We start from the raw sequence: 25,802 nt of genomic DNA on the forward strand, positions 1-25,802 counted from the left end.
ATTTATTAATTGTCTATCTATTAGTATAATGTATTTATTATATATATATCTCAATTTTTGAATTAAGCTTTTTAAAGAGATTTTTATGGTAGAAAAAATACGCTTAGGCTTTAATATTGTATTTCTTGGATTATTTATTTATTTTCTTGCAATTTTAAGATTTCAAATGAAATTAAGCTTTATTTTGTTTAATTACCAATTTATTGTAATTTATTTTTTATTAGTAGTTGTTTTTAATATTATTTATTCCCAATATTTTTCTTCAAGATTGTATTTTATTTTAAATGGGATGGAAGATACATTTACTTTTTTAAAGCTTAAAATGGTTCGTAAAAAGCTTAAAAGTGTTTTTGAAATATCTATTCTTCTTAGGTTTATTTTAATAAAACAAGATAAAAAAAGTCTTGATGAACTTTATTTTTATTTAAAAGACAATAGATTAAGGCATAAAACAATAATAGAACTTTATTCTGTTTTGATTAGTTTTAGAGAAAAAGAAAAGGCTTCCAGTTTAATTTTAAAATATAAGTGCAGCAGAGACAAGTGGGTGAAATATTGTGAGGCTCTTAGCATGTTGTCATTTGAAGAGCATTTAAAGCTAAAAGAGTTAGTAAATTTTTTAGATAAGTTTTTTTTAAAAAATGATATTTTTACTCTTTATTTCTATTATTTATTACTAAAATCAAAAACATCTTTTGATTTGCTTGAAAATAGAAAAATTGAGATTAGGAATCGATATTATAAATTTAAAAATAAGATAGATTCTAAGCATACAAGGCTACTTAGTTCGAATTTATTTTTTGTTGTTTTTTATTATATTTATGATTTTTCTAAAAAAGATGTTTTTTATTAAAGGAGTTGTGTTTTGAGTATAAGAGTTCGTTATGCGCCTTCTCCAACGGGTTTGCAACATATTGGTGGGATTAGAACAGCTTTGTTTAATTATTTTTTTGCAAAGTCTTGTGGGGGTAAATTTTTACTTAGAATTGAGGATACAGATCAGAGCAGATATTTTCCAGAAGCTGAGAATGACCTTTATTCAAGTCTTAAATGGCTTGGTATTTCTTTTGATGAAGGGCCTGTTGTAGGAGGTGATTATGCGCCTTATGTTCAGTCTCAAAGAAGTGAAATATATAAGCAATATGTTAAATATTTAATTGAATCTGGGCATGCTTATTATTGTTATTGTACCCCTGAAAGGTTGGAAAGGATTAAGAAAATTCAAAATATTAATAAGATGCCACCCGGATATGATAGGCATTGTAGAAATTTGAGCGATGAGGAAGTTGAGAGTGCGATAATTAAAAAAATTAAGCCTGTTGTCAGATTTAAAATTCCTTTAGAAGGGGACACTAGCTTTGAGGATATTTTGCTTGGAAAGATTACATGGTCGAATAAGGACATTAGTCCTGATCCTATAATCCTTAAGTCAGATGGACTGCCGACTTATCATCTTGCAAATGTTGTTGATGATTATTTAATGAAAATTACGCATGTATTAAGGGCTCAAGAATGGGTTTCTTCAGGCCCATTACACGCACTTCTTTATAAGGCTTTTAAATGGAAGCCGCCTATTTATTGCCATCTTCCAATGGTTATGGGAAATGATGGCCAAAAATTAAGCAAAAGACATGGATCAACAGCTTTAAGGCAGTTTATTGAAGATGGGTATCTTCCAGAAGCTATTATTAATTATATTACTTTACTTGGTTGGTCTTATGATGATAAGAGAGAATTTTTTTCAAAAGATGACCTTGAGCAATTTTTTTCAATTGAGAAGATTAATAAATCCCCTGCAATTTTTGATTATCATAAGTTAGATTTTTTCAATAGCTACTATATTAGAGAAAAAAAAGATGAAGATTTATGTAATCTTTTACTTCCTTTTTTCCAAAAAAAGGGGTATGTTTCTAATCCTATTACTTTAGAGGAGGGCCAGCAATTAAAATCATTAGTGCCTCTTATAAAGAGTAGAATTAAAAAACTAAGTGATGCTTTAAATATGACTAAATTTTTTTATGAGGACATTAAATCTTGGGATTTAAATGAGTTTTTAAGTAGAAAAAAAACAGCCAAGGAGATTTGTTCTATTTTAGAATTAATAAAGCCTGTTTTAGAAGGATTTGAAAAAAGATCGTCAAAGGAGAATGATAAAATTTTTTATGATTTTGCTGAGAATAATGGTTTTAAATTGGGAGAAATTCTTCTTCCTATTAGAATTGCAGTGCTTGGCAGTAAAGTTTCTCCACCACTTTTTGATTCTTTGAAATTAATAGGTAAGTTTAAAGTTTTTGAAAGAATAAAATTGGCACAAGAATTTTTAAGAATAAATAGTTATTAAGGATGTTTTTATGGTTAGAATGGAAGATATTATTTCTCTTGCAAAAAGAAAAGGATTTGTATTTCAGTCTTCAGAAGTTTATGGAGGTCTTTCAGGAGCTTGGGATTACGGTCCTTTGGGAGTTGAGCTTAAAGAAAATATAAAAAGAGAGTGGTGGAAAAGTGTGGTTTACTTGCATGAAAATATTGTAGGTTTAGACAGCGCTATTTTTATGCGACCTGAAATTTGGAAAGCATCCGGGCATATTGATGGTTTTTCAGACTCTATGGTTGATTGCAAAAATTGTAAGAGTAGATTTAGAGCTGATTTTGTTGATTTAGCAAAAAATTGTCCAAATTGTAAAGCTGGGAATAATTTTACGTCTCCGAGAAGTTTTAATTTAATGTTTAAGACGCATATTGGAGTAGTAGAGGGCAGTTCTAGTGAGATTTATTTAAGACCCGAGACAGCACAAGGAATTTTTGTTAATTTTAAAAATGTTTTGGATTCTTCAAGGCTTAAGATTCCTTTTGGAATTGCCCAGGTAGGTAAAGCTTTTAGAAATGAGATAGTTACTAAAAATTTTATATTTAGAACTTGTGAGTTTGAGCAAATGGAAATGCAGTTTTTTGTACATCCTAAGCAAATAGATGAATGGTTTTGTTATTGGCAGCAAAATAGAATGAACTTTTTTATAGAAACTCTTAAAATTAGGCCTAATAAATTAAGATTTAAAGCTCACGATTCAACACAACTTGCTCATTATGCAAAATCTGCATTTGATATTGAGTATGAATTTCCGTTTGGATTTCAGGAAGTAGAAGGTATTCACAATAGAGGTAATTATGATTTAACTCAACACTCTAAATTTTCTAACAATCCTAAAATATTTGAATATCATGATTTGTTAACAAAAGAGAGATATGTGCCTTATGTTATTGAAACTTCTGCGGGGCTTACTAGATCTGTTTTGATGACCCTCTGTGATGCCTATTCTGAGGAGGAGCTCTCAGATGGAGATAGGCGTATTGTCTTGCGATTACATCCTAAGTTGGCTCCTTATAAGATTGCTATATTTCCTCTTGTTAAAAAAGTTGAGCTTGTTGAGGTTGCTAGAAGAATTTATGTGGAGCTTTGTGATGATTTTCATATTTTTTACGATGATAGTGGAACAATAGGTAAAAGGTATAGACGCCAAGATGAAATAGGAACTCCTTATTGTGTAACGGTAGACTACAATACTATTGAGGATGAAACAGTTACTGTTAGAGAAAGAAATAATATGACCCAGAAGAGAATTTTTATTAATGATTTATATGCTTACATTAAAACGGAGATTTTAAATTACAAAGAGGATTTTAATAAATGAATCCTGCGTTAAATCTTTTACATAAGCGTGGATTTTTAAAGCAATGTACGTCTTTGAGAGTTTTAAGTGATCTAATGGATAGAGAAAAAGTAGTTTTTTATGCAGGAGTTGATGCAACATCTAATTCTCTTCATATTGGTCATTTGATTCCTTTTTTAGCGATGATGCATCTCAGGCAACATGGTCATATACCAATTGTTTTAATTGGGGATTCTACAACAAAAATAGGTGATCCTTCTGGAAAAAGTGAGATGAGAAAGATTTTATCTTCAGAAGAGATTAGTAATAATGCTTTTTCGATAAAAAATCAACTTCAAAGAATAACGAAGTTTAGTTCAACATGTTTTATTCATAATTCAAATTGGTTAGATAATCTCAATTATATTGAATTTTTAAGAGATATTGGCATTCATTTTTCTATTAATCGTATGTTAAGTTTTGAAACTTATAAAAGAAGGTTAGATTTTGGACTTTCATTTATTGAGTTTAATTATCAGCTTTTGCAGTCTTATGATTATTATATGCTTAATAAAATTAAAAATTGTCGACTTCAAATTGGTGGCGATGATCAATGGGGCAATATTGTCTCAGGTATTGACTTGATTAAAAGAAAAGCTGGAGTGGAGGCTTTTGGACTTACATTTCCATTAATTACAAGAAGTGATGGGAAAAAGATGGGTAAATCAGAAAAAGGTGCTGTTTATCTTGATTCTAGTCTTTACAGTATTTATGATTTTTATCAGTATTTTAGAAATACTTCAGATTCTGATGTGAAAACTTTTTTATATCTTTTTACTTTTTTAGAAGAAGATAAGATTGAATTAATTTCAAATTTTAACGGGAATTCTTTAAATAAAGCCAAAGAGATTTTAGCTTTTGAGATAACTAAAATTGTTCATGGAGAAGCAGAAGCTTTGAAAGTTCAAGAGGCATCTTTTGCTGCATTTAGAGGGAAAGGAGATAGAAGTAATATTCCATTTTTTAAATTTAGCTTTTCTAGCTTAGAAGAGGTGGTATTATTGATTGATTTAATGCTAGATTCAAAGATTGTGCCTAGCAAGTCAGAAGGCAGAAGATTAATTAATTCTGGAGGGGTTTATATCAATGGTAAAAGGGTAGAAAATCCAAGCCATTGTCTTACTAGAGAAGATTTTAATAACAATGAAATTGAATTAAGAGTGGGCAAAAAAAAAATTTTACGAATTGTTTTATAGTTGATTTTGAATGTATGACCGAAGAGCTTTAAATTGTTTGTTTTTTAACACATTTTTGTTTTTTATGGAGTCTAAGCATCTTGTTTTTACAGAAGAGCACATTTTTTATGGGTTGATTAAAAGTCATAAAATCAAAGAACTGCTTGATTTATGTACAATTGACTTTTATAAACTTAATAAACAGTTAGAAGAATTTTTTAGCAAACTTCCCTTAAGAGACAAATATATCCCAGATTATATTTCTAGTATGGATTATTTGTATGAGGACATAATCAGTGCTCTTTTTTTTTATAAAAAACCTTATAAAATACAAGAAAAAGATTTATTATGGGTGCTTGTCAGAAAAAGAAAAAATAGCATTTTAGATACGTTACTTAACTCTGGTTTTAATTTGACTATTTTTGACAAACTTATTGAAGTTCATGATTATTTAGCTTTAAATACTAAATCCAATTCAGGTTATGATAGTGAATTAATTGCAGAATATATTCATAATAATGCGCCAAAAAGTAAAGGAGGCTTTCATATTTTTGATGATAATCGTGATAAGTTGGATCGAAATAACATTTTCTTAGAAAATAAAGATTCTGTTGGTAATTTTTTAACAAACGTTATTGATTCTTTAGATTTAAATTACAATCCTTTAATTGGTAGAAATCAAGAGTTGTCTCGGTTGATTCAGGTAATACTTAGGAAGCATAAAAGTAACCCTATTTTATTTGGAGAACCTGGTGTTGGAAAAACAGTATTAATCCAAGGTCTTGCATATAAAATAAAAACGGAGAATGTTCCAAAAGATTTAATAGGATATGAAATCTATTCTCTTGATATTGGTAGGCTTATTTCGGGGACTAAATATAGGGGAGATCTTGAGAGTAGAATGAACAGGGTTTTAGATTTTTTAAACTCAAGAAAAAAAGTCATACTTTTTATTGATGAGATCCATATGATAGTAGGGGCAGGAGCCACTTCATTTGGCAGTATGGATATTTCTAATTTATTAAAGCCCATTCTTACTTTGGGGAAAATTAAATTTATTGGAGCTACTACAGAATATGAATATAGAAAATTTTTTTTAAAAGATAAGGCTTTAATGAGAAGGTTTCAGAGCATAGAGCTTAAAGAGCCTAATTTTGAGGACACCTATAATATTTTACAGGAAATTAAAAAAGATTATGAGAGACATCACAATGTGGAATATACAGATGAAGCAATACAAGCTTGTATTATTATGTCTCAAAAATATATTAAAGATAGATTTCTTCCAGACAAAGCTTTTGATATTTTAGATGAACTGGGTTCTAAGTTTAAGCTTGAAAACATAAAAAGGGTCATAACAAAAGACGATGTTTGTGATCTAATTAAGTCTATTGTTGGCTCTAATATTTTTAATTTTGAAGAGTATAATAGCGAATTGCTAATTAATTTAGAAAATAGAATAAAAAAAGAACTTATTATAGATGATAGTTTGGTATTTGATTTGATATTAAATTTAAAATTATTAAAATTTAATTTACTTACCAATAGAAGCACTATTGGTATATTTGCCTTTATTGGTGCTTCTGGAGTGGGAAAATGCAAATTGACTGATATCTTATCAGAAGAGCTTAAAATTCCGAAATTTAATATTAATATGAGTGAGTATAGTGATTTTAATTCTTTTGATAGATTAATTGGTCCTGTTTTAAGTAATGATGGGTATTATGAATCTACTAGATTTTTCAAATTTTTGAATAAATCTTCTAATTCTATTATTTTCCTGTCAGATTTTGATAAATGTAATAAAAGGGTTTTAGAATTTTTTTTAGAAGGGTTTAAAACTGGCAAACTTTTTGATGGTCTTGGGAAAAAGGTAAGCTTATCGGAAAGTTTAATAGTAATAAGTGTCAATGTTGAGAGTAATGAGCTTAATAGTATCGGCTTTAAAAATAAATCGACAGATGGAAATGATTTTAATCTTATATTAGAGAAGAGATTTTCTAATGAATTTTTAGAGTTAATAGATTGTATGTTTGTATTTAAATCTATTGATGAGTTAGATTTTGAAAAAATCATTTTTAATGAGCTTAATCGTTTTGCTAGAATATTGAGAGATAGAAAGTTTGATATTTTTTTTGAAAAAAGTGTTGTTGATTATATTCGGGAAAAGATTTATGGAAAGGGTTACGGATTGAAAAGTGTTAAAAAATTTATATTCAAAGAAGTGGGGAAGCTTTTAATAGACGAAATTCTTTTTAAGAAAATTGAAAATTCTGGTAAAATAAAAATCTATTTAGATGAAACAATAAAATATGAGTTTTTATAAGGTTATAGGGAGTATTTATGAAAATATCAGTAATAGGAGCGGGTGCTTGGGGAACAGCTATTGCGAAGTCTTTGGCAGATAAATTTGATTTTAATATTTTTTTATGGTCTTTTGAAGAAGATGTTAAGAATAGTATTAATAATGATAATATTAATGATAAATATTTAAAAGGAATTAAATTGCCAAAAAATTTAGTTGCAAGTTCAGATTTGTTTGAAGTTGTATCGATGTCTGATTATATTTTCATTGTAACGCCGTCTCTTTTTACTGTTGATATTTTGAAAAAATTGGATGAATTTTTTAATTCTTTAGAGGTAAAGCCAAAATTAGCAATACTTACAAAAGGGTTTGTTACTTTTAATGGGAAAACTCAGACGCTTGTTGAAGCTGCTGAGAGAGTTATGAAAGGATATAAAGATAAAATTACTTATATTGTTGGTCCAAGTCATGCTGAGGAAGTTGGACTTGGTGTGATAACAGGACTTGTTGCGGCTAGCAATAACAAAGAAAATGCATATTTGTTTATTAATTTATTTGCTCAAACCCCAATTTCTTTGTTTTATAGTAATGATATTTTTGGGGTACAAATAGCAGCGGCATTAAAAAATGTATTTGCAATTGCATTTGGAATTTTAGATGCGTATAAATTGAATTATCCTAATTTAATAGGGAGTAATACAGAATCATTTTTATTTTCAATATCTTTAAATGATATAAAGGATATTGCAATTGAGCTTGGGGGAAGAAATATTGAAACATTTTTATTTTTGTCTGGTTCTGGCGATTTAGATGTTACTTGTAGAAGCATGTTTGGAAGAAATAGACGATTTGGTAATGAAATTGTTAGTAAAAACATTTTAGGAAGTTTTTTTAGTATAGATGATTTGATAAATAATATTGAAAAAATTGGATATTTACCAGAAGGAGTTCTGGCTGCTAAATCAATTTTTTCTCTTTTAAAAGAATTAAATCGTGATCTCAATCCTAATAGCTTGTTAAGTGTTATATATAAAATTTTAAATAAAGAGCTGGGGTCTGAATCTGTTATTGAGTATATGAGAGGAAGGTATTAGACAATAAAATAAAGCCTCTGTAGAGGCTTTATTGTTTTTGATCATTCATCATATATAAAATTTTATTATAAACATCTTCGATTATTTCAAAATTCATTACAACTTCTGTAAGTTCATTAGATTTAATAGTTCCTATTATGTTGTCATTTTTTGTTAAATCGTCTCTTTTGACTAAAGAATTACTATCTACTAGAATTTTTATTCTAGTTATGTCTTTGTTTATATTTTTAATATTTTTAATTCCTCCAAAGCATTCTACAATATGCTCTGCTACTTTGATTTTATTTGTTTTTTCTGAATCTACCATAGTAATTTTATTCCTTGTAGAAAGCTTTGTATGCTAAGTAAGCATTGTATATATCAAATTTAGAAGTTATTTCCATTGGAGAATGCATGCTTATAACAGCAGGTCCCATATCTATTGTTCTTATTCCATATCCAGCTAAGAATTTAGCAACAGTTCCGCCTCCTCCTTCTTCTACTTTTCCAAGTGTTGCTACTTGCCAGGCTATATTGTTTTTATTTAATAATTGCCTAATATAAGAAACAAGCTCTGCATCAGCATCGCTGGCCATGCTTTTTCCACCATGTCCTGTGTATTTCATTATAGGTATACCATAGCCAAGTTTAGGAGCATTTTGTTCGTCATGAACTGAGCTAAATAATGGATTTATTGCTGCACAAACATCAGCAGAAATGCTTTTTGAATTCCATAAAGCTTTTTGAACGTGAAGATTATTGTATTCTGATTTTTTAATTTTAAAGATCATATCAGAAACAAAATATTCAAGATATCTTGAGTCTAATCCAGTTGAGCCTGTTGAGCCAATTTCTTCTTTATCCACAAGAAAACAAATAGCTGTTTTGTTTGGAGTTTCTTCAAGATCAAATATGGATTCTAGTGAAGTGTAAGCGCATATTTTGTCATCTTGTCCGTAAGCACCAATTAAAGCCTTATCAAATCCAACGTCTTTTGCTGTTCCTGCGGGTACTATTTCAATTTCTGATGATACGAAATCTTCTTCTTCTATTTTATATTTTTCTTTTATTAGCTGCAGAGTTGCTAGTTTAACTTTATCTTTTTCTTTTGTTTCGATTGGAAGGCTTCCAATTAAAATTTTTAGATTTTCTCCTTCAACAATTTCATCTGATTTTTTATTTCTTTGTATTTTTCTATCAAGATGGGGCAAAATGTCAGGAATTACAAATATAGGATCGTTTTCATTATCGCCAATGTTGATTTCAACCCTTTCTCCATTTTTTAAGAATATTACACCTCTTATTGAAAGAGGTGTAGATAACCATTGGTACTTTTTTATTCCTCCATAATAGTTGGTTTTAAGAAATGCAAGTTCGTTTTCTTCAGAGATTGGTGAGGGTTTTGCATCAAGTCTTGGCGAATCTGTGTGAGAAACAATTAAATTCATTCCATTTTCAATAGGATTTTTGCCAATAATAACAAAAGCAGCAGATTTTTCTCTACAGGTATAAAAAATTTTATCGCCCGGCATTAAATTTTTTTTCTCTTCAGCGTTAAGAAACCCGCCTTTTTTTGCTCTATCTAAGGCATACGATATAACTTCTCTTTCTGTTTTAAATTTGCTTATAAATTTTTTGTAACTTTCAGAAAAATTAAAAATTTGATTTTTTTCTTCTTTGCTTAAAGATATCCATGGATTTTGTTTTTTCATTAATAAGACCTCCTCTTTCATTTTAACATTTTAATTGTTTTTAAAGTGTGTACAAAATAAATTATTTATTGTAAACTTACCTTTAATTTTAATAATATTTATGAATAAATATAAGGGAGAATTTTTATGTATAAAAATGGGGTTTTAAAAAACTATTTAATAGGATTTTTATTTTTTTTAATAATTGCGTGTACTTCAAAAGATAGCTCAAATGAATATGTTGAAGAACAAGAAGTGGATAACTCTTCTAAACTTGATGATGCTTCTAAAATAGATGAACATACTATTGGGCATGTTTTTCATGCTATGGGGGTAGTTCATTCAAAAAATGATAGAAAAAGTTTAGGAGAAAATATAAAGGTCTTTTATTTTTCTGAAAAAGATGGTTACTTTGAAACAATACCTTCAAAAGAGGGTGCAAAGTTAATAGTTTATCGTTATGATAATATTTATGCAGGAGAAGCTCCAATTAGTATCTATGGAAAAGAAGCGTTTATTTTTGTTGGCATTACCTCTGATTTTAAAAAGATTATAAATAGTAATTTGCATGGTGCTAAAAGTGATCTTATTGGCACTTTTAAAGATCTTAATATTAAAAATTCAAAATTAGAAATTACAGTTGATGATGATAATTCAGATGCCAAGACTTTTCTTGAATCTGTTAATTATATTATCGATGGTGTTGAAAAAATTTCACCTATAATAATGGATTAATTTATATTTTTGATTTTTTAGGCTTTAAATAAAAATTAAAGCCTATTTTGAAATCAAGTCTTCAAGTCCTTTTATTAAAATTTCTGCTGTTTTTACGTTGGTTGCAAGTGGTATTTTATGTACATCACAAAGCCTAATAAGAGCTGACACATCTGGTTCGTGAGGTTGGCTTGTTAAGGGATCTCTGAAGAAGAATATAGCTAAGACATTTCCTTCAGCTATTTCTGCTCCAATTTGCTGATCTCCCCCCATAGGGCCTGATTTATATTTAACAACCGTAAGATCAGTGGCTTGTTGGATTCTGGATCCTGTTGTTCCTGTTGCAATAAGTTTGAATTTAGATAAGAAGAGATAATTTTGTTTGACAAAATTTACCAAATCATCCTTTTTTTTATCGTGTGCAATTAATGCTATTTTTTTTTCCATTAATTTTATTCCTTTTTCAATGTAAAATAATTTTTATTGAAATTTAATAAAATATACTCATGACCAAATTTTTAGATTTTGCTGTCTTTTAGAATTTATATTGGTTCTGGTTTGTGCCATAAAAATCCTTGTCCATAGTCTATTTCTAGTTCATTTATTTTTTTTAATATTTCTTCATTATATACAAATTCGGCAATAATTTTTATATTTTTTGTATCCGCTATTTTTTTAATAGATTGTATTATTACAAAATCTATTTCACTAGAGTTTATTGCTTTTATGAAAGACCCATCTATTTTAAGCAAGTCTATTGGCAGTGTTTTAATATATGAGAGTGATGTATGTCCGCTTCCAAAATCATCAAGTGCTAATTTGATTCCAAAACTTTTTAATTCTTGAAAATATTTATTTATTATCTCAAAATTTTCAAGAATTCCAGTTTCTGTTATTTCTAGGCATATATTTTGAAGTGGAATTTGGCTTTTTAACAAAGTATCTCTTAAAAAGATTCGAAAGTTTTGGGATTTTAGTGAATAAGGAGATATATTAATTGAGAAAACGTGAATTCCATTTTTTGATACAAAACTTTTATACTCTCTTAAAGCCTTTTTAAGCACTAATTTATCAACCTCAACGGTTAAATTATATTTGTCTATTAAGCTGAAAATTTGATCGCTTGGAATTGGTTTGCCCATGTGGTCAAAAAGTCTTGTCAAGATTTCTATTTTAGGCTTTAAGTTCTTTTTAAGAGGATTTATTTTTTGATAATAAAGAGTAAAAAAATCATTTTTTATTGCTTTGAGTATATATTGAAAGATTTTATTTTGATTTTTTAAGATCACCGCTTCTGGTAGTTCTTCTTTGTATATAATAGGATTAGAGTCTTTGTATTCCGATGATATTTTTGTAGCCATCATTAATTTAGGGATTTTGAATTCCAAGTTTTCTCTTAGATTTACTTCTATTATTCCGATATTGAATTGGAATATAATAACACCTTCTTTTTTTAATGCCAGCAAAATTGTTTTTTTGATTTTTTTTGCAATTGAGAGTATTTGTTTTTCATCACCATTTGTACATATAATTACTACTAAATTATTATTTTTTAGCTTGAAAATATATTCAGAGTATAATGACATTATTTTTAAATATATTATTTTTAGTATTTTTATATTAAGTTTTTCTCTATCACCTTTATATTCATATTCTGTTGTTAGAGATAGGTCTAAATTAAGCAAATATATTCTTTTTTTTTTATAAATATCCATATGGTTTACTAGTAATTTTTCAATTTCTTTGGCATTTTGAATCTCATCTTGTGAACCAATAATTTCTAGGTATTTATAGGTTTCTATTTCATTAAAGTTTGGTATTTCTTTGATTGTTATTAATTTGTCAATATTGTTTTGATCAATTGTGCTAATAAATACATCTACATATAGTTTTTTATTATTTTTTAAAGTTAAAATACAATCGGTTATTAATATGTTTTTAAATTCAGGAATAGAATTTGTATGGTAACTTAAATCTATTTTTTTTAACTTTTCCCAATCTCTAATATCTATGTCAGTTACTTTGATTGTATTTCCAGGGGTTTTCATTGGAAGATTAAGATTTTTACTGCCTTTTTCATTGATATAAATAATTTCATTTTCGGTGTTTGTGATGATTACTATTTCTTTGATGAGTTCTGATAAATTTAAGAAGAAATCCAGAGTTGTATTTTTATTGTCGCAAAATAGTTTTTTTTGGTGTATTAAGTTTTGTTTATATTCTAATTCGCTAATATCTTTTATTATTTCAATGTGATTAAGTTTTAAATATTCCTCATCAAATTTTTCATTGCTAATTATAATGGAATGGATTTTGTTTGTATTTTTTAATTCATTTGCAACGTTTATTGAAAAATCTATTGGGTTTTCATAATTATAAATAATGGCAAATTTAATATTATTTTGCTTTACATATTCACTGTATAAAGCTTTTTCAGACTTTACGATTTGAATTAAGTTGAAAATAGATTTAAGTTTTACAAGATCTCTAACATCAAGTTCTTTTTTAGAGATTACAACAGAATTTATATTTTGATAATTATTAACCCCTTTCATTTTATTGGCTTGCTCTTATTTTAATTTTTGTATGCCAAGTTAGTATTAATGTTGTTTTTTTTATTTGCGATTTTCTTAGTTATTATTATCCAGATTAAACCAAAGAGCATTAGTGTTAGTGAGAGAATCTGGCCCATTGATATGTTTAAAAAAGAAAATTCGGACAGACTTTCAATTGGTTTGTAGTTTATTATAAATCCAAGTTCTTTATCTGGCTCTCTTAAATATTCAATAAAAAATCTAAAAAAAGCGTAAAGCATTATGTATGTACCAAAAACAAATCCATCATGTTTTTTTATTCTTCTAAATAAAAACCATAATAATATAAAAGTTACAGGCCCTTCGAAAAATCCTTCAATAAGTTGAGAAGGTATTCTTGGGAGGTTGATTAGCAGATCATGAGGCAAAATTTCAAGCCCTACGGATGATGCAAATTCTTTTACACCTGGTATATTTGTGTCAAATGGTTCTGCATTAGGAAATATTATTCCCCCTTTCATCACTCTTCCATAAAGTTCCGCATTTGCGAAATTAGCAAGTCTTCCAAGTATGTATCCAGAGGAAAAAGCTATTGATCCATAGTCTGTTAGTTTTAGAAAATATTTTTGAACATTTGTATTTTTAAGTTTTGTATTTATTATGATTAGAGGGGCAATAATTGCGCCTAAAAAACCGCCATGAATGGCCATACCCCTAAAGCCTGTAAAGTTCCAATGTTGATCGAATGGTAAAAGGATTAACCAAGGATGAGAATAATAAATTCCTGATTGGTCATAAACCAAGGTAGATGCTAATCTGCCTCCTAAAATTGCCCCAAGTACAAGTGAGAACATAAATGTTTCGTAATCTTCTTTTTTGATATCAATTCTATCTAATTGTATTTGATACCAAATAAATTTATAAGAAATTAATATAATAAAAATGTAAGATAGGCTATACCATGTGATTGGTATGCCTTGAATCACTTCAGGGTGTAACCAGCTTGGGTAATTTATATAATTTGGCATTAGACCTCCTTAGTCTTTTCAAGCTTTTCAAAAAGCTTTTTTTTAAATAACATATTTTGTTTTTTTAATGTTTCGATTTCTCTTTTTTGAGATTTTATTATATCAATAATTTCGCTACTGTCTATCGTTTTATTTTTTATCAACGATTCAAGATATTCAATTTTTTCAATATATTCTTCTTGAGCTTCTCTTAGTACGAAGTCATAACTTTCATTTAAATCTTCTTCGTTTAAAAACTCAGCATCATTTGTTAAATCTTTAATTTCTAGCAATTTTTTTGCAATTTTTTTTATACTTTTAGAAGTTGGGCTTGTAGGTTTGTAGATAGTAATAGGGATTTTGCTATTTAAAGCTTGATCAACTATTTCATCTTTATAGATTGCTCCAATACTTTGTAAATTTATGCTTAAATAGTTTTTTGCTGATTTTATTATTTTTTCGGTTTTTTCAATATCGTTTGGAGCTTTGAGCATATTAAATATCATAAAAGGGCAAATTGTTTTAAACAATTTATTAAATTTGGAGTAATTTTCAGGATCTTCGCTTTCTAGTTTTAACAGCAAATTAGGTATATATACTTTTTGAAGATCGATTGAATTTTGTTTTATTGTTTTGAGGATTTCATTTCCTTTTGTTCCTTTTTTAAACACGCTTGATAACAGTCTAAATATTATATTTTTAAGAAATAAATATGCATTCATTGCCGCTGTTACTGTTGGTGTTGTTACTATTACCCCTCTTTTTGACATTAAAAAAAAGTCTATGATATTAAAGGTTGTTCCTGCCCCAAGATCAATCACTAAGTAATCGTATTTTAAAGATTTTAAATTTCTTATTATAGTGTTTTTTTGAGAAACAGCTATATTAGCAAGTTCTGGAATATCTGAATCTCCTGCGATGAAGTTTAGATTTTTAATTCCGGATTTAATAATAATATCTGAGAAATTAATTTTTGTTTTTAAAAAGGTGCCTATACTTTTTTTTGGTGTAATGTTTAACATTGAGTGTAAATTAGATGCTCCAAGGTCAAGATCAACAAGCAAGACACTTTTCCCTTCATTTGCCAGGCAAATTGCTATGTTTACGGAGAAAAGGGATTTGCCAACCCCCCCCTTACCACTGGCTACAGGAATGATAATCAAGCTTTACTCCATTGTTTTTATTTTTGTTTTAATTAGTGTTAAAATTATTACATTAAATACTAGATAAACTACTGTAATTCCTAAAAGTATAGCTAGAGAGGTTTGATAGACGTATATTTTAAAAGTAAATCCTAAGATAAATAATAATAATGTTAATATTATTTGGAATAATTTAGTTATTACTATAATGCTGTGAAGAATTTTAAATTTTTCATAAATAAAATAATAGAGTGTTAAATTGGCCATGAAAAATTCAGGTGAGTATAAGATAAACGTTAGCATAAACTTTATGGAGTAATTATTAATAAAAATCAATCTATTAATGGCTTGGTATAGTAAGACTAAAATTAAAAGGCTTTCGATTATTTGCAGCATAACAAGGCTTACTTTTGTTCTTTGAAGGCTTTGTTTTTTTTTAGGATGTGAGTTTAACATAGTTTTAAAATATTATATTATGGAAATAAAATCAAGTTTTAATTTTTGCATTAGGAATGAATAAATGAAAAATAAATTTTTAATATGCGTGTATTTTTTATTGACTTTAGGTATAAGCTCTCTAGTAATTGTTGAATCTATTTTTGCTTTTGATGAATCTAATAATAAGTTGTCAAGATCTAGTTATGAGCAAATGATGATTCAAGCTTTTGAATTTGTAAAAGAAAATTATGTTGATCCTGTAAGTGATGAAGTAATTTTTGAAGGCGCTTTAAAAGGAATATTTCAAGCCTTAGGTGATCCTTATTCTCAATATTTGACAAAAAAGGATTTAGAAGAAATTTCAAAAACAACGGTAGGAGATTATGTTGGTATTGGAATTTCTATAATAAAAAAAATGCATTCTCAAGATAAGCAAGACAAGACAAAAGATCTTGATCCTAATAGTGCTTGTGTTTCTATTGTTACACCTTTTGAGGGAGGTCCGGCTTATAAGGCTGGAATTAAATCTGGAGATTGTATTACTGCTGTTGATGGCAAGAGTGTTTTTTCTATGGAGGTAGATCAAGTTGTTGATCTTTTAAAGGGCAAAGAGGGTACAAAAGTCAAAGTGTCTATTCTTAGGGGAAAAAATTTAACATTGGATTTTGAACTTACAAGAGAGAAAATAGAAATACAAACAATCAAGTATGATGTTATTAATTCAGATATTGGTTATATAAGAATAGTGAGCTTTAATCCACACACTTCTGCAGATTTTAGTAAAGCTTTAGACAATCTCAAGAATAGGAACATTAAATCTTTAATTTTAGATTTAAGACTTAATACCGGAGGGTATTTTCAAGCGGCTATAAAAATGGCGGATGATATTTTATCTAAAGGAACTATTGTTTCTACAAGGTCAAGAAATTCTACTAAGCCTATTGATTATAAGGCAAGCTCAAAACAAATTTTATCCTCAGATATAAAAATTGTTGCTTTAATAGATAGAGCATCAGCATCAGCTTCAGAGGTTTTTGTAGGAGCCTTAAAAGATAATAAAAGAGCCTATATCATAGGTGAGAAGTCTTATGGCAAAGGGCTTATTCAGCACGTAGTTCCTTTTTATACTGGCGGATTTAAAATTACAAGTTCAAAGTATTATACTCCATCTGGAAAGAGTATTCATAAGATTGGGATTGAGCCTGATTTGGAAATAAAATCCCCAGACTTTTCTGAGGAGGAAGCATTAATATATAAAGAAATTTTTGATAAGAAGCTAATAGAAGGCTTTTTAAAGGGTAAAAAATCTATTACTGAACAAGAAATTGATTTTTTTGTTGAGAATCTTATTAAAGAAAATCCAAAATATAAAATTGATAAAGAATTTTTAGGCAAGTATGTGTTTTTTAATTACTATCAAGATAATAATAAAGAACTACCAATTTATAATCTACATTATGACAAGGCTTTAAAAGCGGCTTGTGAGTATTTATCTAAAAGTTAGGCAATTAAATTGTGAAGCAAATTGTTTTAGATGCTAATTGTTTAGTAGGTGATTTTATTATTGTTAAAGATATGAGAATATATCATCATCTTGTTAATGTAAGACGACTTAAAAAGGGCGATAAGCTGAACATTCTTTTAAAAGATAAGGAATTAAGGGTGTCAGAAATAGTGAATATTGGTAGTAATTTTATTAAGTTTGCTACCAATAAAATAGATAAAATTGAAAAAAATAATTTTGAGATAAGTATGTTTATTTCTAGTTTAAAGGGTAAAAAAATAGATTCGGTTTTAAGACAGGTTGTTGAAATTGGAGTTTCAGAAATTAATATTATTAATGCAGATCATTCTGTGTCTAAAATAGATATAAATAGTACATCTGCCAAAACTTTAAGATTTTCAAAAATAATAGATGAGACCTTAAAACAAAGCGGTAATAAAATTGTTCCTAAAATTAATTTTTATAATAATTTTTTTTATTTACCCTATTCTTTTTGTACCACTAGATATTATGTTGCTCATCAAAGTGGAGTGACTTTAAGCAAGAATGAAAATTTTGATAATTTTAGCAAAATTGGAATTATAATAGGGCCTGAAGGATGTTTTTCAAATTCAGAAATTGCCTTTTTTAAGGAGAAAGGTTTTAATTTTGTAAGATTTAACACTCCCGTTTTACGAGCGGATACGGCTATTATTTATTCACTTGCTTGTTTTAAGGTATTATTAGAGGATTGTAATGGCTAATTTAAAAGACATATATTCAAAACCAGACAGATTTTATTTTTTAGGTGTGCCTATAGATGTTTTTGATAGTCACAGTAAGCTTATAAGTAGGTTTGCTTATCTTTCAGGGCATCCTTATCATTCAATAGTAATTTTTATTGGGTTTAAGGCTTTTCTAAAGGTTTTGATTTTTAAAAAGTTTAGAAATCACATTAAAAATTCTTCTCTTGTTTTTTTAAATTCCAAGATTGTAAGATTTTTTTGTAGGATTTTTAAAAGAGTTAATATTGACTGTTATGATTCAAATACAGTTCTTCTCATTTTAATGGGAATACTAGAAAATGCCCATAAAACATGTTATATTATTGATAAGGATAAAGTAATTTCAAAGAAAAAATTTTTAAGATTAAAAGAATCTCATAAAGAAATTAGTTTTATTGGTTATTATGATTTAAAAGCTGTAAAGAGAAATAAAGAAATGTTTTTTGCAAATATTAATAAACTTACTCCTAGTGTAATAATAAGCTTTTGTAATGATAGATATATTGAAAATTTATTTTATGAAAATAAATTTAATATTAGGACCAATTTAAGCGTTTTTTTATGATCTTTTAATATAGTTTATGAGGTAAGTATGGCATTTTTGCTAAATCAATCAGTAGTTTATCCAATGCATGGAGTAGGTACGATTAAGGATATTAAAACTAAAGAGTTTAATGGTGAGATTATTGATTATTATGAAATACATTTTCCATTTAATGATATGATTTTTATGGTTCCTGTTGCTAAAGTTGACGATTTTGGGATTAGAGCTTTGGTTAGCAGGGAAAAGGTAGAAGAAGTTTTTGATGTTATTAAAAAGTTTGAAGGTCAAATAGATTCAAAAAAAATAAAAGATGGTGGTCATGAATTTTATAAAAAAAGCGATATTTTGGATACAGCAAAGTTATATAAATTTTTATATAAAAAATCTACTCAAAAAGAACTTCCTTTTTACGAAAAAAGGATTTTAAATGATTTTGAGTTAATACTGGAGCACGAGATTAGCTTAGCTTTGCAGATTAGCTTTGAAGAAGCTAAGAAGAAGATTAAAAATATTTTATTCGATGGTAAAAAGGCTTAAAGTTTTTTCAATTTTTGAGGGTGAGGATTTGCTGTGTTTGATTCTTTAAGATTGATCTTTTTAATAATTTATAGGTTTATTTTAATATTTTGCCTTTTTTCTTTAATGTTTATCTGTACATTTTATTTAAAATATAAGTTTTTGTATTTTAATTTTTCTATTTTTAGTTATAGTCTTTATTACAATGCTTATCTTTATTCTTTTCCTTTATCGCTTATTGTTACTTTTATGAGAATGTCTTATCCTTTTTATGGAATGGTTTTAAAGTCACCTAGAGAGACTTTTTATTTTTATTGTATTATTTTTATTCTTATATTATTGTTTTCTTATTTAGGATTTTTAGTTAGTTATAGTTTTCATTCTTACTATATTAATAGCAATAGAAATAATAATTTTATTCTTAAAGATGAGGTTGTACATTTTTTGAATGATAAAATAATATTTTCTAGCAATAAGCCTAAATTTTATGGTTTTAATGGAGTTTTAATTGTTTCAGAGAATGGTAAAAATGATAAAAGTTTTTCTTACCAATCAAATCTTTCTGATTCTAATAAAATTGATTTTATTGAGAATAATTTTTTAGAGCAAAAAATTTATAATAATTTTGTTGATTTTTTTTTCAAGGATTTAAAAATTTTGAATAATTTTTTATTCTCCCTTAATTATTTAAATTTAATTTTTAACATATTGGGAATTTCTTTATTGTTATTTGCGTTTTCTTATGTTTTTAATCTTATTTTTTCAAATAGTTTTGCAATTTTTCTTTATCCCATTTTTATTATACTTTTTTTAAAAATTTATAATGTTTATTCAATTGAGTTTCCCAAGATTTATAATGTAATAATAGGAAAGAGCATAATCTCTGATTTTATTCCTTTTATTTTTTGTGTTTTAACTTTTTTTTCTACCTATTTATTTGGCTTTGTTTCAGAATATATTAAAATCAGCAAAGATTTGAATAATAATTTATATAAGGGTAGTTGATTCTTAAAGCTTATGAAAAGAGAAATATATGCATTTTTGAGCAACTTTATTGTTTTTCTATGTTTTTTTCTAGGTTTAATTTTTAGTTATTCTTATTTTTTTGGAGAAAATTTTTTAGAAAAGCATAGATTGATAGCTGCTTTTTTTGATTCTATTTTGCTTTTTTATAAGTATTTTTATGGATTTTTTATTTTTATTGTTTGCATTTACTTTGCTTTTTTTGTTGGGCAAGAAATAAAGGTTTATTTAAAATCGTATAACGGGTATTTATTTTCTAGGTTTTATTCATTTTTACTATTGTTTTTTATTATAGGGCTTTTTTTTACTTTTATATTTAATTTAATATTGCCTTATATAATTTCCCAGAGAAATGAGTATAAGTTTAGTTACGATAGATATAATCTTCTTGAGAGTGAAGCAAATGAAATATCTCTTAAAATTAAAAATATAGATATAAGTTTATCTTCAAGTAGATTTTTTTTATCTTCTGATTTATCAGATACAATGAAACAAAAGAGAAAATATCTTGAAAATTTGATTAGAATATATGATAAAATGCGAATTATTTATGTAAATAATGAAGAGCTTTTAACAAATTATTATTTAGTGAAATCTGAATACAGTAAAATTCCAAGTTATGATGTTGATTTAGAAAAGGTTAAAAAAACTTTTTCACGATATCCTTTGCAAAGCCTTAAAAAGCAAGATTTTTTTAATATTGTCAATGAATTTATTTCTCAAGCCGATTATTATACAGCCAATTACTTTGCTTATATTGCTTATGTTGCAACAAAAGACGATAATTTTGTTGCGCTTTTAAATTTGACTTTAAAGTTTATTAATGAGAACAGGAATTTTGAAAAAGAAAAAATGCAGTTGATTTCCGAAGAAAAGCAAAAAAATTTTTTATATCTTAATACTGAAAAATTTAAATTAGCTTATTACGGTTTCTCGAAACTTCATAAACTATTACCTAGTGATAATGAAATTTTGAATTATAAAAATAAATCGCTTGAAAAGCTTAGAAAGAGGTATCTTTTTTTTGACGAGATTGAAAAATATTTTGAATATTATGGAATAAATGATGTATTTTTATTGCAACCAGATTCTAATAGAGGTTTTTATGATTATATTTATATGCAAAAAGTTGTCACCTTAAATAATTATTCTAAAATAATAAAAAATTTTGAACTTATTAGATTTGATAACACAGGAAGTGTTATTTTGCATATTAAAATTCCATTTGCCACCTTGAGAGGTGATTTTGTATATCAAAACGTTTTAGACAAAGATAATGAACAGAGCGAAATTACCCTTACTAAAGTCTTTGTGTCTACGGATAGTTTTGATACAAGCGTTTTAAAAGTTGTTAAGATTAATGAAAATGTAGAAAATTTGGCTTTATTTTCAAATGTTAATGAGGTTGGATTTTTTTTAAAAGTTCAAAATTTGTCAAGTGCTTTTCATAAGGTTGCTATATTAAATTTGAAATTAATTAATATTTTTTCATTAAGTTTAGTTTTACTAATTTCTCCTATTTTGCTAGTTTTAATAGGAGCATTTTTTGTCTCTTTATTTTCTAAAATAGAATTTAATTTCAATTCCAAGTTCATGATTTTTTTAGTCTCATTAATTCTATCTATTTTCTCGGGGATTACTTGTCTTTTTGTAAATTATTTTTTAATTATTTTTACCTCTCTTCTTATATATATTTTTAATAGTGTTCACATATCTTTGGCTATCCTTTCTGCGTTATTAGGTTTTCTTATTTTCAAAATAATAATTTTAAATTACAGGGAAAAGCGTATTTAATTTTCATTTTTTTTTGAATTCTTAATTTTAGAGAAAAACCATTCATTTATTAGTAAGTTTTCTTTTTCAATTGTTTTTTTGCTTAATACATAGGAGTAGCTGCTAATTTGAGTTTCATCAATAATAAAAGGAGATATTCCATCAATTTCGTGTTTTATTTTTAAATTCAATTCTTTATAGGGAGTAAAACCATTAGCAAGTCCAAAACATATATTTGATTGGGATTTATTATTAAATCCAATTAGGTTTTTTTGGATTTTTTTATCTAAAATCCATTTGATAAATTTTTTAGTTAAAATAGATGTTTCTAAAATGCCAATAAAATTTGGGTTTGAGATAACAATTTCATTATTATTGTTGATTAAATATGAAAATCCTACTTGTGTTTTTTCTTGTTCGCTTAAGCTATTATAGAAAGTTAAATCGCTCAATCCCGCTATTAAAAGAGATTTTTTATTAAGCAATATTTTGTTTAGTTTGAGGTAGCCATATTTGTTGAAGAAATCTTTTTGCAAATTTATTTGTTTTTCATTTAAAAATGATGAAAAATATTCTAGCATTTTTAAAATTTTATTTTCATTATAATTTAATTTATTCTTTTCAAAAGAAAATCTCACATCATTTATTTCAGAGATCACATAAAATAAATTTTCAGAAATATAAGGTGATATAAAGAATTTTCCATCTTTAATGAAATTTTCGTATTCTTCTTTTAAATATTTAATGTTTATGTATTTTTTAATGTGGTGTGTATTTTTATAGATTAAGATGGGAATATCAAAGCTTAATGGAATAATTTTGTAATTAAATTGTTTAAAAATATGTTTTAAAATAGGATAATCTGGATTATAATCGATTTTTATAGATTTAAAATGGTTGGTAATATTTATATTTCCAATGTTTTTAGAAATAATTATTTGGGCATTTTCTTTTTCTATTGTTTGTAGATCAATATTATTCCTAAATTTAATTATAAAATTAAGTTTATTTTCGATGTTAAATTGATTTATATAAAAAGGTATTATTTTATTGTCGGTTAATATAATTATATTTTTGTTTGTTGAACAGCTGAGGCTAATTAGTAAAATTGCTGTTAGTGTTAAATTTTTTATTCTCATAAAATTATTCAAGTTTTTTCTTTTATTTTACAATAAATTATGTATAATTTTTATAGTTAATGTAGACTTCCATGTTTAATTAGGAAATAGAGTAAGGGAGCTGAAAAGGTTTTAGGGGGATGATGAATTTGGGTTTATTTGATTTTATACTTTCTATGTTTAGTATTAATAAGGAACTTACTTCTGAACAAATAAAGCAAAAAAGGCTAAAAGAAGTTAAAATTAGTTTAAGCAGGGTAAGTAATTTTTTCAATGCTTCAAAAATTCAGGCTTTACCTCAATTTTCTAGATTTCTTTATAATTTTTATAAAATTTTTTCTCCTTTAAGGCCATTTGCTCAAAGATATAAAAATTCTAATAAAATTATTCATTTTGTTGTTGAAAAATATTTAAATGAAAGTCAGAAGAAATCCCTAGATTATATTTATTCTTTTTCTGCAAACGATAACATAAATTTCGCTTCAGATCTTCCCAAAAAATTACATAATAATTTATCTTATTTGTTTAAAAACATAACTCAAGAACAAATTAAATTAATAGATGAAACTTATGAAGCTTTGCATAGTTTTTTTGATTTAGTTTTATATCAATACTATTTGGTTCTTAAAAATTTTGACAGCTTGCTTCCAGAAGATGATTTTATATATAGGCCCAGATTTAGTTCTATAGGCTGTGGAGTTATTATAGATGATCTTAAAGATTTGTTAGAATGTATCTCTGGCATTAAAAATATTTCTATTTGGAAAAATCTTTATGACATTATTTTAGAAATTTATGGTAATAAGGAAGATTTTCCTATTAAATCAAATGTCTGGATTAAGATTATTTCTTCTATTTTGGATATAAATAAGAGTAAAGAAATTTTATATCTAATAAGATATGTTAGTGGGGATCCAGATTATTTTCCTATTTCTGTTGGGCAAAAACCTAATCCAATAGCAAGAATTTTTTTTAATGATCTTACTAAGCATGTTGCTACTGAAATTGAAAAGATTAAAGTTTTGCAAAAAAATAGCAAATCTAAAATATTAGCTGAGCAGCTTTTTCCAGGAATATCCTTGTTAAATTTGGATAATTATAATGAAAAAATGAATGAAAAGATTGTATCTAAAATTGTGAGTACCACAGGATATATTTATTGTGAACTTTTAGTTTATTTAAGAACATATACTATTCATTTTGTAAAAAAAGATCTTAATGATATTATTAATTTACTTATTATTAAAGGACAATGGAAGCTTATAGAGCTTTCAAGGGAAATGTCTAATGACATGCATTCCTTGGTTAATATTTATGCAAGTCTTATTGATTTTGATTCTAATTTAGGAGAGCAAGGCGGTTATGGCAATAGAATAAATGCATTGTTACATAGAGCTTCTGTGGGGGATAAATCTTCGGAGAAATTATTGTTAAATATAATAGCAGATGTTAATAAAAAGGCGTTTACTATATCAAGTGAATATTATTCTAAAATTTATTCTATTGAGCAGCGTTTGCAAGATTGTCTTTCTGATTATTTAAAGGTCTCTTTAGAAAGAGAGCTGATTTATAATTGGAAGGAGCTTGATATGGAGCTTGCTAAAAGCTATGGAAACAATTTAAACTTTGGAGGTATAATGAAAAATGTTTTGGGTAGTTTGGCTTTATTTTTAAAGTTAATGAATTTGTATTTGGAGAAAAAATAATAATTTTAAGGAGTGTTAAATGGCTAGGAAGTGCGAGATAACAGGGAAAAAAACTATGTTTGGAAGTAATGTTCCAAGAAAGGGCCTTGCCAAGAAAAAAGGTGGAGCTGGACAACATATTGGAGTAAAAACCAAAAGAACTTTTAAGGTTAATTTAATAAATAAAAAATTTTTTATTCCAGATCTTGGAAGGAGTATTAATATTAAGGTTTCTGCTAGTGCATTAAGAAGTATTTCAAAGTTAGGACTTGATGCTTTTTTAAAAAAAAATTGCAAAAAAATAGAGAACTTTTTATAGATTTTAATTTTAACAATTTTATGTTATCAGAATGCTGCTTGATATCAAGTATTCTGGGGAGTTAGTTGTTATTTTTGAGTCTATAAATTCAAAATTTTTAAAAAGACTTGAAATAACCATGATTGCATTTATGTTTTCTGGAAATATTTTTTTTGATTTATAGTTCTCTAGTATTAGATTGAGGTTTGGCGGTTCTTTTTCAAGAAAAATGCGCTTTAAATTTTCTTCAAGCTTTAGGACTTTTTTTATATTTGTGGATTTTGAAGTAAAGTAAGATAGAAAAATAAATGAATTTTCTTTTTTGCTTATAAAAGGTGTTAAAAACTCACAAAATTTTATTAAATGTTTATTCCAAGCTTTCCCAAAAATTATTGGAATTATTTTTATATTTTTCTTTATATTACTAATAAAATTCAATGTAATTTCAATTTTATGATCATTTTCGATTAGGGCATCGTCTATATTGATAAAATTTAAATTTCTTAATAAATTTAATATTTTGAGGTTTACTTTAATATTTTTATTAAAAATTCTCCATACATGATGATTAGATATATTAATTAAAAAATTGCTTTCAGCTTCAGAGATTATAAATATATTATTAGTTTGATTTGATATTATTTTGGTAAACAAATATTCATTTTTTAAAAAAAACTCATAGTTTCCATAACTTATTAGAATGGCTTTGTGAGTTTTTTTTTCTTTCAACTTAAATGATAAGCTGTTTGTATTATTTAAATAAAATATGTTTTCAACCAAGGGGTTTCTAA

The 25,802-nt window shown here is 26.5% G+C and carries 24 protein-coding genes; 15 read left to right on the forward strand and 9 right to left on the reverse strand.

The features are described from left to right. Nucleotides 1-85: 85 nt before the first annotated feature. Genes HNR35_RS02420 through HNR35_RS02445 form a run of 6 tightly spaced genes read left to right on the forward strand, consistent with a single transcriptional unit; the run spans nucleotide 86 to nucleotide 8,281 of the window. A complete protein-coding gene (locus HNR35_RS02420) occupies nucleotides 86-853 on the forward strand; it encodes a hypothetical protein (RefSeq protein ID WP_006433587.1) in 768 nt (255 codons plus the stop codon). A 12-nt stretch (nucleotides 854-865) separates the two neighbouring features. Then, complete coding sequence (gene gltX, locus HNR35_RS02425) at nucleotides 866-2,341, forward strand: glutamate--tRNA ligase (RefSeq protein ID WP_183223688.1); 1,476 nt, start codon at nucleotides 866-868, stop codon at nucleotides 2,339-2,341. Between the two features lie 10 nt (nucleotides 2,342-2,351). Then, complete coding sequence (locus HNR35_RS02430; protein ID WP_183223690.1) at nucleotides 2,352-3,689, forward strand: glycine--tRNA ligase; 1,338 nt, start codon at nucleotides 2,352-2,354, stop codon at nucleotides 3,687-3,689. Continuing rightward, nucleotides 3,686-4,903: a tyrosine--tRNA ligase gene (gene tyrS, locus HNR35_RS02435; RefSeq protein WP_183223692.1), complete on the forward strand. Its 1,218-nt coding sequence runs from the start codon at nucleotides 3,686-3,688 to the stop codon at nucleotides 4,901-4,903. The genes HNR35_RS02430 and tyrS overlap by 4 nt, the downstream gene beginning before the upstream one ends. A gap of 10 nt (nucleotides 4,904-4,913) precedes the next feature. After that, nucleotides 4,914-7,208: an AAA family ATPase gene (locus tag HNR35_RS02440; protein WP_183223694.1), complete on the forward strand. Its 2,295-nt coding sequence runs from the start codon at nucleotides 4,914-4,916 to the stop codon at nucleotides 7,206-7,208. Between the two features lie 17 nt (nucleotides 7,209-7,225). Further along, nucleotides 7,226-8,281 carry an NAD(P)H-dependent glycerol-3-phosphate dehydrogenase gene (locus HNR35_RS02445; protein ID WP_183223696.1) on the forward strand — a complete coding sequence of 352 codons (1,056 nt, stop codon included), beginning with the start codon at nucleotides 7,226-7,228 and terminating at the stop codon, nucleotides 8,279-8,281. A gap of 28 nt (nucleotides 8,282-8,309) precedes the next feature. Here HNR35_RS02445 and HNR35_RS02450 read toward each other — a convergent pair whose 3' ends face one another. Further along, nucleotides 8,310-8,588, reverse strand: a complete 279-nt coding sequence (locus tag HNR35_RS02450; RefSeq protein WP_006433639.1) for a PTS sugar transporter subunit IIB — start codon at nucleotides 8,586-8,588, stop codon at nucleotides 8,310-8,312. 7 nt (nucleotides 8,589-8,595) lie between these two features. Beyond that, nucleotides 8,596-9,972, reverse strand: a complete 1,377-nt coding sequence (locus HNR35_RS02455) for an aminopeptidase (protein ID WP_006433495.1) — start codon at nucleotides 9,970-9,972, stop codon at nucleotides 8,596-8,598. A 126-nt stretch (nucleotides 9,973-10,098) separates the two neighbouring features. Here HNR35_RS02455 and p22 point away from each other — a divergent pair, with 126 nt between their 5' ends. Then, nucleotides 10,099-10,686, forward strand: coding sequence for a lipoprotein P22 (gene p22 / locus HNR35_RS02460; RefSeq protein ID WP_006433609.1), 588 nt, complete (start codon nucleotides 10,099-10,101; stop codon nucleotides 10,684-10,686). A gap of 42 nt (nucleotides 10,687-10,728) precedes the next feature. Here p22 and mgsA read toward each other — a convergent pair whose 3' ends face one another. The 5 genes from mgsA to HNR35_RS05950 form a co-directional block, all read right to left on the reverse strand. After that, a complete protein-coding gene (gene mgsA, locus HNR35_RS02465; protein ID WP_183223698.1) occupies nucleotides 10,729-11,112 on the reverse strand; it encodes a methylglyoxal synthase in 384 nt (127 codons plus the stop codon). Nucleotides 11,113-11,207: 95 nt separating this feature from the next. After that, nucleotides 11,208-13,220: an EAL domain-containing protein gene (locus HNR35_RS02470; protein ID WP_183223700.1), complete on the reverse strand. Its 2,013-nt coding sequence runs from the start codon at nucleotides 13,218-13,220 to the stop codon at nucleotides 11,208-11,210. 20 nt (nucleotides 13,221-13,240) lie between these two features. Continuing rightward, complete coding sequence (gene lgt, locus HNR35_RS02475) at nucleotides 13,241-14,227, reverse strand: prolipoprotein diacylglyceryl transferase (RefSeq protein ID WP_183223702.1); 987 nt, start codon at nucleotides 14,225-14,227, stop codon at nucleotides 13,241-13,243. Beyond that, the gene (locus tag HNR35_RS02480; RefSeq protein WP_183223704.1) at nucleotides 14,227-15,369 is read right to left on the reverse strand and encodes a MinD/ParA family protein; all 1,143 of its coding nucleotides are present in this window, start codon (nucleotides 15,367-15,369) and stop codon (nucleotides 14,227-14,229) included. Before HNR35_RS02480 ends, lgt begins: the two co-directional genes overlap by 1 nt. A gap of 3 nt (nucleotides 15,370-15,372) precedes the next feature. Beyond that, nucleotides 15,373-15,804 carry a hypothetical protein gene (locus HNR35_RS05950; protein WP_084790339.1) on the reverse strand — a complete coding sequence of 144 codons (432 nt, stop codon included), beginning with the start codon at nucleotides 15,802-15,804 and terminating at the stop codon, nucleotides 15,373-15,375. 64 nt (nucleotides 15,805-15,868) lie between these two features. Between HNR35_RS05950 and HNR35_RS02485 the strand changes: the two genes are divergently transcribed. From HNR35_RS02485 to HNR35_RS02510, 6 genes are read left to right on the forward strand one after another with little or no spacing between them, the layout of a single operon-like run. Next, nucleotides 15,869-17,290: a S41 family peptidase gene (locus tag HNR35_RS02485; protein ID WP_183223706.1), complete on the forward strand. Its 1,422-nt coding sequence runs from the start codon at nucleotides 15,869-15,871 to the stop codon at nucleotides 17,288-17,290. Between the two features lie 11 nt (nucleotides 17,291-17,301). Further along, nucleotides 17,302-18,033 (forward strand): 16S rRNA (uracil(1498)-N(3))-methyltransferase, encoded by a 732-nt coding sequence (locus HNR35_RS02490; protein ID WP_183223708.1) that lies wholly within the window; start codon nucleotides 17,302-17,304, stop codon nucleotides 18,031-18,033. Then, on the forward strand, nucleotides 18,026-18,619 hold the full coding sequence (locus HNR35_RS02495; RefSeq protein ID WP_006433539.1) for a hypothetical protein: 594 nt from the start codon (nucleotides 18,026-18,028) through the stop codon (nucleotides 18,617-18,619). The genes HNR35_RS02490 and HNR35_RS02495 overlap by 8 nt, the downstream gene beginning before the upstream one ends. 27 nt (nucleotides 18,620-18,646) lie before the next feature. Beyond that, the gene (locus HNR35_RS02500; RefSeq protein ID WP_183223710.1) at nucleotides 18,647-19,135 is read left to right on the forward strand and encodes a CarD family transcriptional regulator; all 489 of its coding nucleotides are present in this window, start codon (nucleotides 18,647-18,649) and stop codon (nucleotides 19,133-19,135) included. Nucleotides 19,136-19,168: 33 nt separating this feature from the next. Further along, nucleotides 19,169-20,119, forward strand: a complete 951-nt coding sequence (locus tag HNR35_RS02505) for a hypothetical protein (protein WP_183223712.1) — start codon at nucleotides 19,169-19,171, stop codon at nucleotides 20,117-20,119. Nucleotides 20,120-20,131: 12 nt separating this feature from the next. After that, complete coding sequence (locus tag HNR35_RS02510; protein WP_183223714.1) at nucleotides 20,132-21,931, forward strand: hypothetical protein; 1,800 nt, start codon at nucleotides 20,132-20,134, stop codon at nucleotides 21,929-21,931. Here the strand turns inward: HNR35_RS02510 and HNR35_RS02515 are convergent. Beyond that, nucleotides 21,928-23,061, reverse strand: a complete 1,134-nt coding sequence (locus HNR35_RS02515; protein WP_183223716.1) for a hypothetical protein — start codon at nucleotides 23,059-23,061, stop codon at nucleotides 21,928-21,930. The genes HNR35_RS02510 and HNR35_RS02515 overlap by 4 nt on opposite strands. Before the next feature lie 110 nt (nucleotides 23,062-23,171). On the opposite strand from HNR35_RS02515, the gene HNR35_RS02520 reads away from it, so the two are divergent. Both HNR35_RS02520 and rpmB read left to right on the forward strand, forming a co-directional pair. Continuing rightward, nucleotides 23,172-24,734 carry a hypothetical protein gene (locus HNR35_RS02520; protein ID WP_006433640.1) on the forward strand — a complete coding sequence of 521 codons (1,563 nt, stop codon included), beginning with the start codon at nucleotides 23,172-23,174 and terminating at the stop codon, nucleotides 24,732-24,734. A 19-nt stretch (nucleotides 24,735-24,753) separates the two neighbouring features. Beyond that, entirely contained in the window at nucleotides 24,754-25,032 is a 279-nt protein-coding gene (gene rpmB / locus HNR35_RS02525) for a 50S ribosomal protein L28 (protein WP_006433400.1), read from the forward strand. Between the two features lie 18 nt (nucleotides 25,033-25,050). Here the strand turns inward: rpmB and amrB are convergent, their stop codons facing one another. Continuing rightward, nucleotides 25,051-25,791 (reverse strand): AmmeMemoRadiSam system protein B, encoded by a 741-nt coding sequence (gene amrB / locus HNR35_RS02530; protein ID WP_183223718.1) that lies wholly within the window; start codon nucleotides 25,789-25,791, stop codon nucleotides 25,051-25,053. Between the last annotated feature and the right edge of the window lie 11 nt (nucleotides 25,792-25,802).

The organism is Borreliella spielmanii, assembly GCF_014201705.1.
GTDB lineage: Bacteria > Spirochaetota > Spirochaetia > Borreliales > Borreliaceae > Borreliella > Borreliella spielmanii.